Annotated in this window: 19 protein-coding genes; 13 read left to right on the forward strand and 6 right to left on the reverse strand. The window is 42.0% G+C overall.

What is annotated here, in order from left to right; translation table 11 throughout:
- Nucleotides 1-59: 59 nt before the first annotated feature.
- The 6 genes from ACFSQ3_RS02090 (at nucleotide 60) to purE (ending at nucleotide 5,046) form a co-directional block, all read left to right on the forward strand.
- On the forward strand, nucleotides 60-749 hold the full coding sequence (locus tag ACFSQ3_RS02090) for a zinc metallopeptidase (protein ID WP_380867062.1): 690 nt from the start codon (nucleotides 60-62) through the stop codon (nucleotides 747-749).
- 133 nt (nucleotides 750-882) lie between these two features.
- Nucleotides 883-2,226, forward strand: coding sequence for a signal recognition particle protein (gene ffh / locus ACFSQ3_RS02095; RefSeq protein ID WP_380867064.1), 1,344 nt, complete (start codon nucleotides 883-885; stop codon nucleotides 2,224-2,226).
- 70 nt (nucleotides 2,227-2,296) lie between these two features.
- Nucleotides 2,297-2,887 carry an NADH-quinone oxidoreductase subunit A gene (locus ACFSQ3_RS02100; RefSeq protein ID WP_380867066.1) on the forward strand — a complete coding sequence of 197 codons (591 nt, stop codon included), beginning with the start codon at nucleotides 2,297-2,299 and terminating at the stop codon, nucleotides 2,885-2,887.
- Complete coding sequence (locus ACFSQ3_RS02105; protein WP_380867068.1) at nucleotides 2,884-3,396, forward strand: NADH-quinone oxidoreductase subunit B; 513 nt, start codon at nucleotides 2,884-2,886, stop codon at nucleotides 3,394-3,396. Before ACFSQ3_RS02100 ends, ACFSQ3_RS02105 begins: the two co-directional genes overlap by 4 nt.
- 1 nt (nucleotide 3,397) lies before the next feature.
- Complete coding sequence (locus tag ACFSQ3_RS02110; RefSeq protein ID WP_380867069.1) at nucleotides 3,398-4,540, forward strand: 5-(carboxyamino)imidazole ribonucleotide synthase; 1,143 nt, start codon at nucleotides 3,398-3,400, stop codon at nucleotides 4,538-4,540.
- The gene (gene purE / locus ACFSQ3_RS02115) at nucleotides 4,540-5,046 is read left to right on the forward strand and encodes a 5-(carboxyamino)imidazole ribonucleotide mutase (RefSeq protein ID WP_380867070.1); all 507 of its coding nucleotides are present in this window, start codon (nucleotides 4,540-4,542) and stop codon (nucleotides 5,044-5,046) included. The genes ACFSQ3_RS02110 and purE overlap by 1 nt, the downstream gene beginning before the upstream one ends.
- A 10-nt stretch (nucleotides 5,047-5,056) precedes the next feature.
- On the opposite strand, the gene ACFSQ3_RS02120 is transcribed toward purE, so the two are convergent.
- Together ACFSQ3_RS02120 and ACFSQ3_RS02125 are read right to left on the reverse strand one after the other, a co-directional pair.
- Nucleotides 5,057-5,647, reverse strand: a complete 591-nt coding sequence (locus tag ACFSQ3_RS02120) for an RNA polymerase sigma factor (protein WP_380867072.1) — start codon at nucleotides 5,645-5,647, stop codon at nucleotides 5,057-5,059.
- Nucleotides 5,648-5,863: 216 nt separating this feature from the next.
- Nucleotides 5,864-7,135 (reverse strand): serine hydroxymethyltransferase, encoded by a 1,272-nt coding sequence (locus tag ACFSQ3_RS02125; protein WP_380867074.1) that lies wholly within the window; start codon nucleotides 7,133-7,135, stop codon nucleotides 5,864-5,866.
- Nucleotides 7,136-7,382: 247 nt separating this feature from the next.
- Between ACFSQ3_RS02125 and ACFSQ3_RS02130 the strand changes: the two genes are divergently transcribed.
- The 7 genes from ACFSQ3_RS02130 to ACFSQ3_RS02160 all read left to right on the forward strand — a co-directional run bounded on the left by ACFSQ3_RS02130 (nucleotide 7,383) and on the right by ACFSQ3_RS02160 (nucleotide 14,919).
- The gene (locus ACFSQ3_RS02130; RefSeq protein WP_380867075.1) at nucleotides 7,383-7,736 is read left to right on the forward strand and encodes a HesB/IscA family protein; all 354 of its coding nucleotides are present in this window, start codon (nucleotides 7,383-7,385) and stop codon (nucleotides 7,734-7,736) included.
- A gap of 217 nt (nucleotides 7,737-7,953) precedes the next feature.
- A complete protein-coding gene (gene ileS, locus ACFSQ3_RS02135; protein ID WP_380867077.1) occupies nucleotides 7,954-11,364 on the forward strand; it encodes an isoleucine--tRNA ligase in 3,411 nt (1,136 codons plus the stop codon).
- A 3-nt stretch (nucleotides 11,365-11,367) separates the two neighbouring features.
- Nucleotides 11,368-11,751, forward strand: coding sequence for a TraR/DksA family transcriptional regulator (locus ACFSQ3_RS02140; RefSeq protein WP_380867079.1), 384 nt, complete (start codon nucleotides 11,368-11,370; stop codon nucleotides 11,749-11,751).
- Between the two features lie 100 nt (nucleotides 11,752-11,851).
- On the forward strand, nucleotides 11,852-12,502 hold the full coding sequence (locus tag ACFSQ3_RS02145; RefSeq protein ID WP_380867081.1) for a lipoprotein signal peptidase: 651 nt from the start codon (nucleotides 11,852-11,854) through the stop codon (nucleotides 12,500-12,502).
- A 16-nt stretch (nucleotides 12,503-12,518) separates the two neighbouring features.
- Nucleotides 12,519-13,466, forward strand: coding sequence for a M20/M25/M40 family metallo-hydrolase (locus ACFSQ3_RS02150; RefSeq protein ID WP_380867083.1), 948 nt, complete (start codon nucleotides 12,519-12,521; stop codon nucleotides 13,464-13,466).
- A gap of 9 nt (nucleotides 13,467-13,475) precedes the next feature.
- Nucleotides 13,476-14,381, forward strand: a complete 906-nt coding sequence (locus tag ACFSQ3_RS02155; RefSeq protein WP_380867084.1) for an SDR family oxidoreductase — start codon at nucleotides 13,476-13,478, stop codon at nucleotides 14,379-14,381.
- Nucleotides 14,382-14,391: 10 nt separating this feature from the next.
- A complete protein-coding gene (locus ACFSQ3_RS02160; RefSeq protein WP_380867086.1) occupies nucleotides 14,392-14,919 on the forward strand; it encodes an acyl-CoA thioesterase in 528 nt (175 codons plus the stop codon).
- A gap of 9 nt (nucleotides 14,920-14,928) precedes the next feature.
- Here ACFSQ3_RS02160 and ACFSQ3_RS02165 read toward each other — a convergent pair whose 3' ends face one another.
- The 4 genes from ACFSQ3_RS02165 to ACFSQ3_RS02180 all read right to left on the reverse strand — a co-directional run bounded on the left by ACFSQ3_RS02165 (nucleotide 14,929) and on the right by ACFSQ3_RS02180 (nucleotide 17,345).
- Nucleotides 14,929-15,336 carry an EVE domain-containing protein gene (locus tag ACFSQ3_RS02165; RefSeq protein WP_380867088.1) on the reverse strand — a complete coding sequence of 136 codons (408 nt, stop codon included), beginning with the start codon at nucleotides 15,334-15,336 and terminating at the stop codon, nucleotides 14,929-14,931.
- 31 nt (nucleotides 15,337-15,367) lie between these two features.
- Nucleotides 15,368-15,718 carry a gliding motility protein GldC gene (gene gldC / locus ACFSQ3_RS02170; RefSeq protein WP_380867089.1) on the reverse strand — a complete coding sequence of 117 codons (351 nt, stop codon included), beginning with the start codon at nucleotides 15,716-15,718 and terminating at the stop codon, nucleotides 15,368-15,370.
- Nucleotides 15,719-15,780: 62 nt separating this feature from the next.
- Nucleotides 15,781-16,020 (reverse strand): hypothetical protein, encoded by a 240-nt coding sequence (locus ACFSQ3_RS02175; RefSeq protein ID WP_380867091.1) that lies wholly within the window; start codon nucleotides 16,018-16,020, stop codon nucleotides 15,781-15,783.
- Complete coding sequence (locus ACFSQ3_RS02180) at nucleotides 16,017-17,345, reverse strand: DEAD/DEAH box helicase (protein WP_380867093.1); 1,329 nt, start codon at nucleotides 17,343-17,345, stop codon at nucleotides 16,017-16,019. Before ACFSQ3_RS02180 ends, ACFSQ3_RS02175 begins: the two co-directional genes overlap by 4 nt.
- Nucleotides 17,346-17,398: the final 53 nt, after the last annotated feature.

Here is a 17,398-nt window from a genome sequence, read left to right on the forward strand (position 1 = left end):
TAGAAGCAAAACATGAATTGGACTGCTTTTTGAAGCAGTAGAAATAAAGAAAAGAAACGATGAATTTATATTGGATTATTTTTATTGGTATTGCCGTAATCAGCTGGATTGTCCAGTATCGATTTAAGAGCAAATTTAAGAAGTATTCAGAAATGCCTTTGAGTTCCGGATTGTCTGGAGCAGAAGTTGCACAAAAAATGCTACAAGAGAATGGTTTGCACGATGTGAAGATCATTTCGGTGGAAGGCAAATTGACGGATCACTACAATCCAGCAGATCAAACGGTAAACTTGAGTCCGGAAGTATATCATGGACGTAGTGTAGCTGCAGCGGCAGTAGCGTCGCACGAATGCGGACACGCCGTACAACACGCAACAGCTTACTCTTGGTTACAGTTCCGTTCGGCAATGGTTCCTATTGTAAGTATCGCGTCACGTATGACTACTTGGGTTTTATTAGGTGGTGTATTATTAATGGCATTCAGTGGAAATATCTGGGTTTTAGCGATCGGCGTTGGCGCTTTGTTTTTGACCACATTATTCAGTTTCATTACGTTACCCGTTGAATTTGATGCATCGAATAGAGCCTTAGCTTGGTTAGATACGGCAGGTATTACACACAGTCGTGATGAGCATGATGGCGCAAAAGATGCGTTAAAATGGGCCGCAATGACTTATGTAGTTGCTGCACTTGCTGCATTAGCGACCTTACTTTACTACGCTTCCATTCTTTTCGGACGCAGGGATTAAGTTAGTCAACGAGCTTAGATAGCTCCAATAAACGACACAAAAGCCAGCGCACTGCTGGCTTTTGTTTGTAGAAAAGTACTCAAAATATTTTTGTAGCTTTGCGCTACGTATCATATTGCGGATAATACAGATTATGTTTTCAAACTTACAAGATAAACTAGATAGAGCGTTTAAAGTCCTAAAAGGACAAGGTAACATTACGGAAATCAACGTGGCCGAAACCATGAAAGAAATCCGCAAGGCATTATTGGATGCCGATGTGAACTACAAAACAGCAAAATCTTTTACCGACGAAGTAAGGACAAAGGCTTTAGGCCAAAATGTATTAAGCAGCGTTTCTCCAGGTCAGCTATTGACCAAGATCATGAACGACGAACTAACCGAATTAATGGGCGGTTCTGTAACTGAATTGGAGATCACCAAGAGTCCTACAATCATTCTAATTGCAGGTTTAAATGGTGCGGGTAAAACTACTTTCTCTGGAAAATTGGCAAATTTCCTTCGTGAAAACAAAGGCAAGAAACCTTTATTGGTCGCTGGCGACGTGTATCGTCCGGCTGCGATTGATCAGTTGGAAGTACTTGGAAAACAAGTAGACGTTCCGGTTTATGTAGATCGTAACTCTGAAGATCCGATTGCTATTGCTGTAGCAGGTGTTGCTCATGCGAAGCAAAATGGAAATAACGTGGTCATCATTGATACGGCAGGACGTTTGGCTATTGATGAAGCTTTGATGACGGAAATCACGGCGGTAAAACAAGCTACGCAACCGCACGAAATTTTGTTCGTGGTGGATTCCATGACTGGACAAGATGCCGTCAATACAGCAAAAGCATTCAACGATCGTTTAGATTTTACCGGTGTAGTTTTAACAAAATTAGACGGTGATACACGTGGTGGTGCAGCGCTTTCCATCAAATCCGTTGTAAACAAACCGATCAAGTTTATTGGTACGGGCGAAAAAATGGAAGCATTGGATGTTTTCCACCCGGATCGTATGGCTTCCCGTATTTTGGGAATGGGTGACGTCGTTTCCTTAGTAGAACGTGCACAACAACAATTCGACGAAAAACAAGCGGCAGAACTTCAAAAGAAAATCCGCAAAAATAAATTCGACTTCAACGATTTCAAATCCCAGATTGGACAAATCAAGAAAATGGGTAATATGAAAGATTTGATGGGCATGATTCCGGGTGTTGGTAAAGCCATTAAAGATATCGAAATTGAAGACGATGCATTCAAACCAATCGAAGCAATCATTGATTCGATGACGCCATACGAGCGCGAAAACCCAGATGTTATCGATCCAAAACGTCGTTTACGCATCGCTAAAGGTTCTGGCACAAATATCGACGAGGTCAACAAGCTGATGAAGCAATTCGGCGATATGCGCAAAGTGATGAAGCAAATGTCGAATCCGGGCATGATGGCGAAAATGATGCGTAATATGCCGAAGCAACCGGGCAAACCGTTTTAGGCTAAACGCTCCCTTTAGAACGAATTTTCTTTTATTTTCTGAACAAGGACATTTTCGTTAACTTTGTGTTATGGATGACCCCGGGCAGCTATCAGAATATGGAAAAATACTATCTTTAGCGATAGTAGGACTCTTACTGGTCGGTGGCACCATTTTCACAGCGAAGCTCATTTCTCCGAAAAGACCTAATTCCATTAAATTAAGCACGTACGAATGTGGTGAAGAAGCCATTGGAACATCGTGGGTTCAATTCAATCCACGTTTCTACGTCGTAGCATTGATTTTCCTACTTTTTGATGTAGAATTGATTTTCATTTTTCCTTGGGCTACAGTATTCGGAAATGCAGAATTCATTGCATTGGATAACCGCTGGGGCTGGTTCACGTTAATTGAAATGGCTATTTTCCTCGGGATATTGATAGTAGGATTGGTTTACGTATGGAAAAATGACGATCTGAATTGGGTAAAACCACGCACCGTTCGACCGCAAGTCAATGTGGCTATTCCAGCATCTGCTTACGATAAACTGAACGCTAAATCCTACGCGATCAGGGATTACAAAGAAATAGCTAGCTCCGTCGCTACGGAAGAAAAAGCACCCAAAACCAGTGCTCCTAAACCAGCATTCAAACCTCGATTCAGAAAGGCAGATGATTCATGAGTTTAGATAAATCAGGACAACAAGGTGGCGTTATGATCGCTAAAATGGATGATTTGCTTAATTGGGCACGCTTATCATCTTTATGGCCGATGAGTTTTGGAATTGCATGTTGTGCGATCGAAATGATGGGTGCAATGGCAGCCAATTACGATTTAGATCGTTTAGGTGTATTTCCACGTCCTTCGCCACGACAATCCGATGTGATGATTATCGCGGGAACAGTTACCTTTAAAATGGCCGACCGTATCAAAAAACTGTACGAGCAAATGCCGGAACCGCGCTATGTCATTTCGATGGGATCCTGTTCAAACTGTGGCGGTCCTTATTGGCAACATGGTTATCACGTGGTAAAAGGCGTTGACAAAATCATTCCGGTGGATGTGTATGTACAAGGTTGCCCGCCCCGTCCGGAAGCGTTAATTGGCGCATTTTTAGAGTTACAAAAGAAAATAGAAAAAGAAAGTCTGCTTAGGGATAATTTCTTCCCAACAGTAGCATCAAATAGTTAATATGGCAAAAGATTTTTACGGAGACTTACGTTTGGGTATTTTGGGCGGAGGTCAATTGGGTCGCATGCTGATCCAAGACGCGATTAATTACAATGTCAACATTCACGTGTTGGACCCCGATCAGAATGCCCCTTGCAAAAAGCTCTGTAACCACTTCGAAGTTGGCTCACTGTCCGATTTCGATACTGTGTATAATTTCGGTCGCGATTTGGATATGATCACTATCGAAATTGAAAAAGTCAACGTGGATGCGTTGGAAAAATTGGAAGATGAAGGCGTTTTGGTATATCCGCAATCTCGTGTGATTCGCCTAATTCAGGATAAAGGTTTGCAAAAGCAATTCTTTAAGCAAAACGATATTCCTACTGCACCTTTCCACTTCGTTTCTGCGCACGAAGGATTGAAACAAATCGAATGGAATTTTCCGTATATCCAAAAATTGCGTAAGGATGGTTACGACGGAAAAGGTGTTAAGAAAATCACATCCGACGCAGATGTTTCGGCAGCATTTACCGAACCTTCGATTGTAGAAGAAATGGTAGATTTCGAAAAGGAAATTGCTGTAATTGTCGCACGTAATGATGCAGGAGATGTTTCTACCTTCCCGATGGTGGAAATGGAATTTAATCCAGAAGCAAACTTAGTGGAATTTCTCATTTCCCCATCAACGTTTAGCATAGAGATCCAACAGCGTGCGGAAGAAATTGCGAAAAAGATTGCCAACGATTTACAAATTGTTGGTCTTTTAGCCGTGGAAATGTTCTTAACAAAAACAGGTGAAATTCTGGTTAATGAATTGGCTCCGCGACCGCACAATAGTGGTCATCAAACGATTGAAGGAAATATCACTTCACAATTCAATCAACATTTGCGTGCTATCTTTAATCTTCCTTTAGGGAATACCGCAACGAGAGATCATGCAGTGATGATCAACGTGCTGGGTGAAGATGGTTATGACGGCTTAGCGAAATATGAAGGTGTGGAAGATATTCTCAGTTTAGAAGGTGTATTTGTACATCTATATGGCAAGAAATTTACGAAGCCTTTCCGCAAGATGGGTCACGTTTGTATTATTAATAAAGATCGCGAAACAGCAATTAAAAACGCACGCTATGTGCAGTCCACTTTAAAAGTAAAAGCATAATGAGTTCAGCACAACCAATCGTAGGTATTATTATGGGAAGTAAATCCGACTTACCTGTAATGCAAGATGCTATCGATGTTTTAAATCATTTAAAAGTACCTTTTGAGGTCTCTGTGGTATCCGCACACCGCACGCCAAAACGTATGTTTGATTATGCGGAAGGCGCAGCGAATCGTGGTATTCAAGTAATTATCGCGGGTGCCGGTGGAGCAGCGCACCTTCCTGGCATGGTTGCTTCTATTACGCATTTGCCGGTAATCGGCGTTCCTGTTAAATCGTCGAACTCGATTGATGGTTGGGATTCTATCCTATCCATTTTACAAATGCCAAATGGTATCCCTGTCGCTACAGTAGCGTTAAATGCAGCAAAAAATGCTGGTATTTTGGCTGCGCAAATCGTGGCTACTGCGCAACCTGAAGTAAGCAATCGCTTAATCGCTTATAAAGCAGAATTGAAAGAAAAGGTAGAGGAAACCGCGGTAGAAGTCGAGAATATGAAGTTCTAGCTGAACGCTGCTACCCGGTTTGTAGAATCATACGGTGATCTTCGATCATCTTTCGCAGATTGCCCAGCGCGTAACGCATACGACCTAACGCGGTATTGATGCTAACGCCGGTCACATCGGCAATATCTTTAAAGCTCATGTCACAAAAGTGACGCATAATTAAAACTTCTTTTTGATCATCCGGCAATAGCTGGATGATTTTTTTTAGATCCACATCGCGCTGCGTTTTCACCAATTTGGATTCGGCATTGTCGTCCGAAAACTGCAATACTTCGAATATATCAAAGCCGTCGTTGTTTACCACCGATGGGGCACGCTTTTCCTTTCGAAAATGATCAATGACCATATTGTGAGCAATACGCATTACCCAAGGTAAAAACTTGCCTTCGTCGTTGTAACGACCAGCTTGCAACGTATTTATCACTTTGATAAAAGTTTCTTGAAAGATATCTTCTGCCAAAAAATCATCTTTGACTTGCAGATAAATGGAAGTATAAATCTTAGATTTATGCCTTTCTAATAGCACTTGAAGGGCACGTTCATCTCCTTGTACATACGCTTGGATCAAATTCTGATCACTTAACTTCTTCAATATTTTCATAATTATCCCCTAATAATTAAGAGTATATGTTTTGTTTTTAGCGTAGTATTGTTTCGATAGGCAGATGTTTGTTTGTTTCTATAAACCAAATTGAATAAAAATAATCGACTATTCAAATTTGATTAACACATTTAACGTTTGTTTACCTCGTGTCGTACAAAAATAGCTCCACTTTTTTAAAATGGAGCTATTGCTTATTAATTGATGTAATTATGGTTACTTATAAAGTGGAAATTGAGCCATTAATTGTCTCACTTTTCCATGAATAGCATCCAATTTTGCATCATCAGAAGCGCTTAATAATGCTTCGTCGATCAACTCACCAATCTGAACAATTTCTGTTTCTTTAATGCCACGAGTTGTAATTGCTGCTGTACCGAAACGAACGCCCGAAGTAACAAATGGAGAACGGGTGTCGAAAGGAACCATATTTTTATTGGTCGTAATTCCTGCTTTACCAAGTACCGCCTCTGCTTCTTTTCCGGAAATATCCTTGTTACGCAAATCTACCAACATCAAGTGGTTGTCCGTTCCGCCAGAAATAATGTGGTAATCCTTTTCTACGAAAAATTTCGCCAACGCTGCTGCGTTTTTCTTTACCTGAACAATGTAGTCCATGTAAGAGTCGGATAGCGCTTCGCCATAAGCAATTGCTTTCGCAGCAATAGTGTGCTCCAAAGGACCACCTTGCGTACCTGGGAAAACTGCTAAATCCAATAATTGCGTGATCGTACGAACATCGCCTTTAGGACCTTTGATGCCCCAAGGATTCTCAAAATCTTGACCAACCATGATCATACCACCGCGTGGACCACGAAGCGTTTTGTGCGTAGTTGTAGTAACGATGTGACAGTGTGGAAGTGGATCCGTCAACAAACCACGAGCGATTAAACCTGCTGGGTGAGAAATATCCGCAACAACCAATGCACCTACTTCGTCAGCTACCTTACGAATGCGTGCGTAATCCCAATCGCGTGAGTACGACGATGCACCACAGATAATTACTTTTGGTTTTTCGCGACGAGCAGTTTCTTCCAACTGATCATAATCGATCAATCCGGTTTCTTTAACCACTCCATAGAAATGTGGCTCATACAATTTACCTGAAAAGTTTACCGGAGATCCGTGCGTCAAGTGACCGCCGTGAGAAAGATCAAAACCTAAAATTTTGTCGCCTGGCTTAAGGATAGCCAAGAAAACTGCCGCGTTTGCTTGTGCTCCGGAGTGAGGTTGTACGTTTACCCATTCTGCACCGAAAAGTTGTTTTGCACGATCGATAGCGATGCTCTCAATTTGATCGACCACTTCGCAACCGCCGTAGTAACGTTTTCCCGGTAATCCTTCTGCGTACTTGTTTGTCAAAACGGAGCCTGCAGCTTCCATAACTTGCTTACTTACAAAGTTTTCCGAAGCAATTAGCTCAATACCTTCTTCTTGGCGTTTTAGTTCATCCGCTATCAGATTAAATATAGCCTGATCTCTTTCCATATTCTATGCGATTTTCTAGATTAAATCTTTAATGATTAGCTGCAAATATAATTCTTATTTAACAACTTATCGATAAAATCCGTAGATGAAACCGCGAGAATTCTTCAAAACCTTACGATTTTGGCAATCCACCGATTCACAAACACCCCTCCCCTATTGTTGACCTTATGTCAAAAACCTAACGCGAAAATGTTTGTCCCGAAAAATATGTATTTTTGTTAAGGTTTAAGATTAGATTGTACAGATTATGAGCACAGAAACTACATTGGCACCTGCGCCACTTACATTGACGGAGGGAGCTGTAAAAGAACTGCGAAAACTGATAGATCAGCAAGAAATTAGTCCAGAATTTGGGCTACGTGTCGGTGTTGAAGGTGGCGGTTGTTCTGGCATGAGTTATATTTTAGGTTTCGACCAGAAGAAAGAAGGAGATACGGAATACAGCATCGATGGTATCCGTGTTTTTATGAATAAAGGTCATGGATTGTACCTTGCCGGAATGGAAGTCGATTTCAAAAACGGTTTGGACGCTCGCGGTTTTACTTTCAACAACCCGAATGCTTCTAGCACATGCGGTTGCGGAAGTTCTTTCTCTGCATAAGCAGGTCCGAATAGGTCTTACAACATTTAAAAAGCCGGATTAAACATAAAGATTAGATGTTTAATCTGGCTTTTTTATTTTCTTTTTGCGGTTCGAGCAAATTATTCCATTCCTGTGTGCAAAAACAATTTATCACCTACAATCGGCATCGCAAACAAGTTCATCCTTTCGGCTAAATTATGTAAATTAGCGCCCTTAGAAATTGATATCCACAGTTATGTACAAAGAATATAAACAGTTGAACTTGCCCGAGATCGGAAAAGAAGTATTGAAGCGTTGGGAAACCGACAAAATCTTCGAGAAAAGTATTTCCAACCGTCCGGGAAGCAAGCCTTATACTTTCTATGAAGGTCCTCCATCCGCTAACGGAATGCCCGGCATTCACCATGTTATGGCCAGAGCAATTAAGGATATATTCTGCCGCTACAAAACGTTAAAAGGTTTTCAGGTAAAACGTAAAGGAGGTTGGGACACGCACGGTCTACCTATCGAACTTGCGGTAGAGAAAACTTTGGGCATTACTAAAGAGGATATTGGTAAAAAAATCACGGTCGAAGCTTACAACGACGCTTGTCGTAAAGAAGTAATGCGCTATACCGATGTTTGGAATGATCTGACCAATAAAATGGGCTATTGGGTCGATTTAGAAAATCCTTATGTTACCTACAAAAACGAATACATTGAAACGTTGTGGCACTTGCTGCAACAGTTGTACAAAAAAGGTTATCTATACAAAGGATACACGATTCAGCCCTATTCTCCTGCCGCAGGAACAGGATTGAGTTCGCACGAATTGAATCAACCCGGCACGTATCAAGATGTTAAGGATACAACCATCGTTGCGCAATTCCGCGTAGATAAAGCGCAGGTTCATCCGTTGATCAGCACCTTAGTAGAAAATGCAGAGGAAGATGTAGCTTTTATCGCATGGACAACTACGCCTTGGACGTTGCCTTCTAATACCGCTTTAGTGGTTGGGAAGAATATCGACTATGTAAAAATCCGCACGTTCAACCAATATACAGGCGAGCCTGTCTCGGTGGTATTGGCGCAAAATCTGATCAACAAGCATTTCAAAGCCGACGGACAACAAGCGTCTTTCCAAGATTATAAATTGGGCGACAAAGTGATTCCTTGGGAAATCGTGGCTAACTTTAAAGGTGAGCAATTGGTTGGTTTGCGTTACCACCAATTGATGCCATACATCACGTCAGAAGAACTACAAGAGAAGGCTTTCCGCGTCATCCCTGGTGATTTTGTAACCACAGAAGATGGTACAGGTATCGTTCACGCTTCGCCAACATACGGTGCGGACGATTTTCGCGTAGCGAAAGAACACGGCGTACCGGCGATTTTGGTAAAAGATGAGAATGGGAAAGATGTACCAACGGTAGATCGTACCGGCCGTTTTGTGAAAGAAATCACCGATTTCGCGGGTCGTTTTGTCAAGGAAGAATATTACTCCAATGAAGAGCGCGCTGACAAAGATTTCCGTCCAACGGATGTGTTAATCGCGATTAAGCTGAAGGAAGAGAACAAAGCGTTCGACGTTAAAAAATACGAGCACACCTATCCGCACTGCTGGAGAACCGACAAACCCATTTTATACTATCCATTGGATAGCTGGTTTATTCGCACTACGGCGGTTAAAGATCGTTTGGTAGAACTGAACAAAACCATCAATTGGAAACCGGAAGCAACCGGAACCGGACGTTTCGGTAATTGGTTGGAAAATTTGGTGGATTGGAATCTATCGCGCTCCCGCTATTGGGGAACCCCATTGCCAATTTGGCGCAGCGAAGATGAGAATGAAGAAATTTGCATTGGTTCTATCGCGGAGCTAAAAACGCTGTTGGAAACTGCAGTAGCTTCCGAGGTGCTTTCAGCGGACGAAAAAGCTATTAATCAAGCGTATTTGGATCGTTTCGGGACAGAGAAATTAGATTTACACCGTCCTTACGTGGATGATATTGTTTTGGTCTCCGAAGGTGGACAGAAATTATTCCGTGAACCAGATTTGATCGACGTTTGGTTTGATTCAGGAGCGATGCCTTATGCGCAATGGGGACTGGATCAGGAGAAATTAGCCGCTGGAGAAGATTTACCATTCAACGCGGATTTCTTTAATGCATTTCCTGCAGATTTCATCGCAGAAGGTGTGGATCAAACCCGCGGGTGGTTCTTTACGCTGCATGCCATCTCCGTTATGGTAAAGGATTCTGTGGCTTTCAAAAACGTAATTTCAAACGGTTTGGTATTGGATAAAAACGGCAACAAAATGTCTAAACGTTTAGGCAATGCCGTTGATCCATTCAGTACCTTAGAAAAATATAGCGCCGATGCAACGCGCTGGTACATGATCAGCAATGCATCGCCTTGGGAAAACTTGAAATTCAACGAAGAAGGCTTGGACGAAGTTCGTCGTAAATTCTTCGGAACGATTTACAATACCTACGCTTTCTTTGCGCTATACGCAAACATTGATCAGTTTAGCTACGCTGAGGCGGACATTGCATTAGAAAAACGTCCGGAAATCGACCGTTGGGTACTTTCGTTGTTAAACAGCTTGACGCAAGAAGTCGACAATTTCTACAACGAATACGAACCAACCAAAGCGGCACGTGCAATCCAAACATTTGTTGATGAGCATTTGAGTAACTGGTACGTTCGATTATGCCGTCGCCGTTTCTGGAAAGGCGATTACACCGACGATAAAATTTCCGCATACCAAACGCTTTACACTTGTTTGGATACATTATCTAAACTGATCGCGCCAATTGCCCCGTTTTTTGCAGATAATTTGTATTTGGATTTGAACAAAGCGACGAAAAAAGAAAATTTTGAATCGGTTCATTTGGCAGATTTCCCAGTTTTTAACACGGCGATCATCGATTTAGATCTGGAAGAAAGAATGCGTTTAGCACAAAATATTTCTTCCCTAACCTTGTCGTTACGTAAGAAAACAAGCATCAACGTTCGTCAGCCTTTGGAGAAAATCTTACTTCCTGTGTTGGATGCAACATTCCAAGCGAAAGTAGAAAAAGTACAAGAATTGATTTTGTCGGAAACCAACATCAAGCAGATTAGCTTTATTACGGATACAACGGGCATCATCAAAAAGAAGATCAAACCAAATTTCAAAGCGTTAGGTGCAAAAGTAGGTAAAGACATGAAGCTAGTGGCTGCCGCAATTACCGCGTTCACCGCTGAAGAAATTCAAGCGCTGGAAACCGATGGTACATTGCCGCTTCGCGATTTGCCATATAGCATCAGTACGGAAGATGTGGAAATTATCGCGGAAGATGTAGAAGGCTGGCAAGTTGCCAACTTAGGTCGATTGACCGTAGCATTGGATGTAAACATTAGTCCGGAACTGAAGAAAGAGGGGCTGGCTAGAGAATTAATTAATAGAATTCAAAATATTCGCAAGGATAAGGGATTTGCAGTTACCGATCGTATTCAAGTGATAGTCAGCGAGAATACAGAAATCAAAGAAGCAGTTACTGATAATTTATCGTATATTTGCACCGAGATTTTGGCCGACAACTTGAATTTTGGCAGTATTTCTGTAGGAGACCCCATTGAAATAGAAGGAATCAACCTATTGCTATCGATTGAAAAAAATTAAATTATGGAAAAAGTGGAAAAAACGCGTTATAGCGACGCCGAACTTCAAGAGTTCAAAGCAATCATCGTTGAGAAATTGCGCGTAGCTAAAGAAGAATTATCTTCGTTAACGCAATCGTTAAGCAGTAGCAACGCAAATGGTACAGACGACACCGCTGGTACCTACAAGACATTGGAAGATGGGTCTGCTACGCTGGAGAAGGAGCAAACGAATCAATTGGCGGCACGTCAAAAGAAGTTTATCGATAATCTTGAAGCAGCATTAGTTCGTATTGAAAACAAAACATACGGTGTTTGTCGTGAAACGGGCAAGTTGATTCAAAAAGAACGCTTGAAAGCTGTTCCGCATACAACCCTTAGCATGGAAGCTAAGATCAAGCAATATTAGACATCATTTTTTACGATTAACGACTGTCCAAATGGCCGGAGCTTACTTTTTATCGAAGTAGACTCCTATATTTGGACAGTTTTATTTTTTGTACATATACATGAAAGCATATTCGCGTCCATTACTACTTATATTTGCTGTCTTGCTGATCGATCAGGTTTCCAAATTTTGGGTAAAACTAAATATGACCATCGGCGAAGATATCCCCGTTCTTGGCAAGAAATTTCTAATCCATTTTATTGAGAACAATGGAATGGCGTGGGGAATGGAGTTCGGTGGCGATTACGGAAAACTCTTGTTAACGTTATTCCGCATTGCGGCAATTTGCGGTATCGGATACGGTTTGCATCACATGATCAAAAACGATTACCACAAAGGCTTTATCTTGAACGTAGCGTTGATTATGGCTGGTGCGATCGGCAATATTATTGACAGTGTATTCTATGGACGTATTTTCAGCGAAAGCAATTTCTATGAAAAAGCGACCTTATTTCCTGAAGGCGGTGGATATGCAGCTTGGTTTCATGGAAAAGTGGTCGATATGCTTTACTTTCCATTATTCGAAGGTACCTTCCCTACTTGGTTCCCTGTTTGGGGCGGTGAAAACTTTTTGTTTTTCAGTCCGGTATTCAATATTGCGGATTCGGCTATTTCGATTGGTGTGTTCCTAATTTTAATTTTCCAAAAGAAATATTTCAAGGAAGAAGACAGCAAAGAAGCAGATAAGAAATTAGAAAGTGTAGAAAACTAATATCGATAAAATACGAATGACGTTAACTTTATTCTCCCGATTTCTATTCGTGCTGCTTTTTGGTTGCGTTTCAGGTATTGCCAGTGCGCAAATCAATTCAGCGAATCTTAAAAAGCATATTTATTTTTTAGCTTCGGATGAAATGGAAGGTCGGGAAACCGGATCAAAACAAGTTGCAGAAGCAGCAGATTACATCGAAGAAGCTTTCAAGCAGTACGGTCTAGTTCCTAAAGGAACGGATGGATACCGCCAGTCGTTTACGGCAAAAATCAAACGCGTTCCCGTTGCGGACTCCATTCGCCAAGCCGACAATGTTATTGGATTCTTGGATAATGGCGCGAAAAATACCATCGTAATCGGCGCGCACTACGATCATTTAGGTCATGGTACCATCGGTGGATCTCGGGACACGTTACATATTGGCGAAATACATAACGGTGCTGATGATAACGCTTCCGGAATTGCCGGTTTGTTGGAGTTGGCTCGGCATTACAGCGAGAATAATAAAAAAGAAACTTTCAATATACTGTTCATCGCCTTCGGGGCGGAAGAATTGGGGCTTCTCGGCTCAAAATATTTTACGGAAAACCCAACAATTCCTTTGACGGATATACATTGGATGTTGAATATGGACATGATCGGACGCTACCAACCTGAAAATGGTTTGGCCATTATCGGCCACGGCACAAGTCCGGCTTTTGTGGAAATATTTGATGGTTTGACGAGTGACATCAAATTCTTTACCAGCAAAGATGGTAATGGTGGATCCGATCAAACCTCATTTTACAAGAAAGATATTCCCGTATTATTTTTCCATACGGGCGGTCATGCGGATTATCACATGGCCAGCGACGATGCGGATAAAATTGAATACGACGCTTTGAAAGCTATTCTCGACTTAGAAATTAAAGTAATCGACCGCTCTATGCTGGTAAAGGAAATGCCTTTTCAATGGACAAACTAACTGCGTAAAATGCGAATTCTCATTACCGGTTCAAACGGATTTCTCGGACAAAAATTAGTAAAACGTTTGTCAGCGAATGCCCATGTCATGTTGTTTTGCACATCCGGCTCGGCAGATCGAATTCCTTCGACTATTCCGCATCAGTTCGAGCAAGCTAATTTCGACAAACCGGAAGAATTAGATCGAGTCGTTCGTTCTTTTGCCCCAACACACATCATACACACCGCAGCGATTAGTAGCGTTGATGTTTGCGAAAAGGAACCGGAACGTTGTCAACGTGTAAACATTCAGGTCGTTAAACAGTTAGCCGATCTAGCAACGGAATTCGACATTCATATCACTTTCTTGTCCACCGATTTCGTTTTCGACGGATTGAACGGCCCTTATCGCGAAACCGATGACACGGGAGCTTGCAACGCATACGGACAGAGCAAGATTGATGCGGAGCAGATCTTAATTGACAGCGGATGTAAGCACGCGATCTTGCGCACTATTCTCGTTTACGGGACGCCAAATCCGGGAAGTTCAGCGAAGAACTTGGTCGTTTGGGCTAAGGAAGCGTTGAGGAACAAGCAAAATATTCGTGTTGTTTCCGATCAATGGCGCATGCCAACCTGGGTGGAAGATTTAGCAGAAGCTTGTTATCTGGCTGCTTCCCAGAACGCGCAAGGCATCTTTCACATCAGTGGAAACGAGATGATGTCGATCTTAGAAATCGTTCAAGAAGTAGCTAAGTTCTGGAATTTAGACCGCAGTTTGATTGAACCGATATCGGCAAAGGATATTGGACAAGAGAACAACAGACCGCGAAAAACAGGGTTTCATTTAGATAAAGCGAAGTCGGAATTGGGTTACCTACCCACCCCATTTATCGAAAGCTTAAAACAAATAAACAAAGAATTAGTCAGCAACTAACAATTAGATCATGGATTCGAAAACAGCTAAACATTCTTACACCGAGATGAACGAATTGGTTCTTCCCAATGATACCAACACGTTTGGAAATTTAATGGGTGGAAAGCTTTTGTACTGGATGGATATCTGTTCTGCAATGGCCGCACAAAAGCATTGTAATAATGTGGTGGTGACAGCTTCGGTGGATAATGTTTCTTTCAAACGTCCGGTAAAGCTTGGCGATGTGGTTACCATTACCGCGCAAGTTACACGCGCTTTTAATAGCTCGTTGGAAGTTCGCATGGAAGTTTTCGCTCAGAATCTACCGAAAGGAACAAGGGAAAAATCGAACGAAGCATATTACACGTTTGTAGCGCTGGATGAAAACGGCAAACCGAAAGCGGTTCCAATGCTTGTTCCGGAAACGGAAAATGAAAAGAATTTATACACTTCTGCCCTGCAACGTCGGGAACTTCGCCTGATCTTGTCAGGTAAGTTGAAGCCACAAAATGCAGAAGTGCTACAAGAGCTTATTAAGCTCTTTCAAGAACAGGAATAACTAGTTGAACTAGCTATTTCCCATTTCTACAATACGGTCGAATTCTGCCTGTTTGAGTGGCATAACCGATAATCGGCCTTGCCTAACCAAAGCAACATCTTCCAACATTTTATCGGCTTTTATTGCTTCCAAGGTTACTGGCTTTTGGAATGTTTCTACTGGCGCCAAATCAACAACAACCCATTTATCGTCGTCGGTCGTTGGATCTTGATAAAATTCCTTTACCACTTTAGCCAACCCCACAACTTCCTTTCCCTCATTGCTATGATAAAAAAGTACTAAATCGCCTTTTTTCATGGCCTTCATATTGTTGCGCGCTTGGTAATTGCGTACGCCATCCCAAAACGTTTGGCCGTCTTTATTAAACTGTTCCCAGCTATATTTGAAGGGCTCCGATTTCACTAAAAAGTAATTCATTGCTTTTAATGATTTGCTCGTAAATATCCGATTAGCTTTGCGGCTCGATTACTTCCATTTTCTCTGCAAAATGTGCACAGTAATCGCGTAAATCGCCTATTACTTTTTCTGCCATTGGATCACCTCCCGAAGCACGTAAAAAGGAATCGCCTAAAGTTTGAATCGTTTCGTAGAAAAAACGTTTCATCTCATCATAAGGCATATCTTTTGTCCACAAATCTATACGCAACGAGTTCTTATATTGGGCATCCCAAAGTGCCAAAAACAGCGCCTTTGCATTCATCTCATCCGAGTTTTCACCGTCTGACGAAGACCATTGGATGGTTTCAGGCACATTTTTATCGTCCAACTCTACGTTTAATTTGATCTCTGCTTTTTTCATATCTCTTACTATCTATTATGGATTCCACAAATCGGATAATTTTTCAGTCCGATCTATGTACATTAAATCAATTTTATTAGGATGGAACAAACGCCTGTGATCAAAATAAAGGCAATTTGCATCCACCATAATCGTTGTGTGTCGCGTGCCCATAGACGGGAAACGATATCGACAACGATCAACACAAAAACTAACAACATCAACCATCCCCAAGAAAACAATGCTTCTCCGTCTTGCCCCATTTCGGAAATTGCCCACACCAATATGCAAGCCAACACGATATTTAGTGGGGACAATCTCATTTGCGCTTTCCGAGTTTAGCAGGCTTGAAAGCCTTGCCGTTGTTACGCTTTTTGTTGTCTGTTTTCTTCTTATTTTTCGGAACGAATTTCTTTTCGTGGAAAGCGCCTTTGAAATCCGGATTTTCTTTCCGCATTTGCATATCGATTTCACGAGCAATCGCTTGGCGCTCATCAAATCCCGTTGGTTCCACGATTACGCCTTCCGGCAAATCTAGCACCGGAATAGTTTGGCGAATTAATTTCTCGATCTTTTTCACGTAATATTCTTCTGCCGGATTGCAAAATGTAATCGCATCACCATTATTGAATGCTCTTCCCGTACGGCCGATGCGGTGCACATAGTCTTCGATAACAATCGGCACGTCGAAGTTAATCACATGGCTAACATTCGACACATCCAATCCGCGCGCTGCAACATCCGTCGCTACCAAAATACGCACTTCTCCATCTTTGAATGCATTGATGGAATTGATACGTGTATTCTGTCCTTTGTTCGCATGGATAACGCGCACTTCATCCGACGTATATTTGCGATCTAAATACACGAAAATATTATCCGCAACCGTTTTTGTTTTACAAAACACGATCACGCGGTGAAAAGCTTCATCGTCTTTAAACAAAACCTGCAACAAATTTAATTTCGTACGCAAATTTGGTGCTTTATAGAGCGATTGCGTTACCGTAGCTGCTGGCGTAGCTTGTTCTGTCACTTCAATAATGGTAGGAAAAGCCAAGAAATCACCTGCGATCTTCCGCACGAGTTCACTCATCGTTGCGGAGAACAGCATATTTTGTCGCTTACGCGGAACAACTTCCAAAATGCGGTGAATCTTTCCGATGAACCCCATGTCCATCATCTTATCCGCTTCATCCATGACCAAGAACTTGATCTGTTTGGTGTGAATATGACCCGATAAATACAAATCCAAGAATCGTCCTGGCGTTGCCACGATAATATCGCAACCTTTTTCCAATTGCTCTTTCTGCGTTTTCGGACCTAAACCTCCATACAGCAAAACGGTACGCAGATCGAGATACGTCGAGAATAAACGGATTTGTTCTTCGATCTGCATCGCTAGCTCTCGCGTAGGAGAAAGGATCAAAGCGCGCGGATCATTGCCCTGCGCATATTTTAAAGTCATCAACAATGGAAGCACGAACGCAGCCGTTTTACCGGTTCCGGTCTGCGCAATCCCCATGACATCCTGCCCTGATAATAAAGGAGTGATTGCCTTTTGCTGAATTTCGGTCGGTTCGCTGTAACCGGCCTCCGCAATTGCATTCAACAGTTGCCTGTTGAGCTTAAAATCTTCGAAAGATGCCATGTTACAAAGATAGTAAAACACGGGGATGTTGCCGACTAAGGTTTTGTTTTCAA

The organism is Sphingobacterium corticis (genome assembly GCF_042684745.1).
GTDB classification, from domain to species: Bacteria; Bacteroidota; Bacteroidia; order Sphingobacteriales; family Sphingobacteriaceae; genus Sphingobacterium; species Sphingobacterium corticis.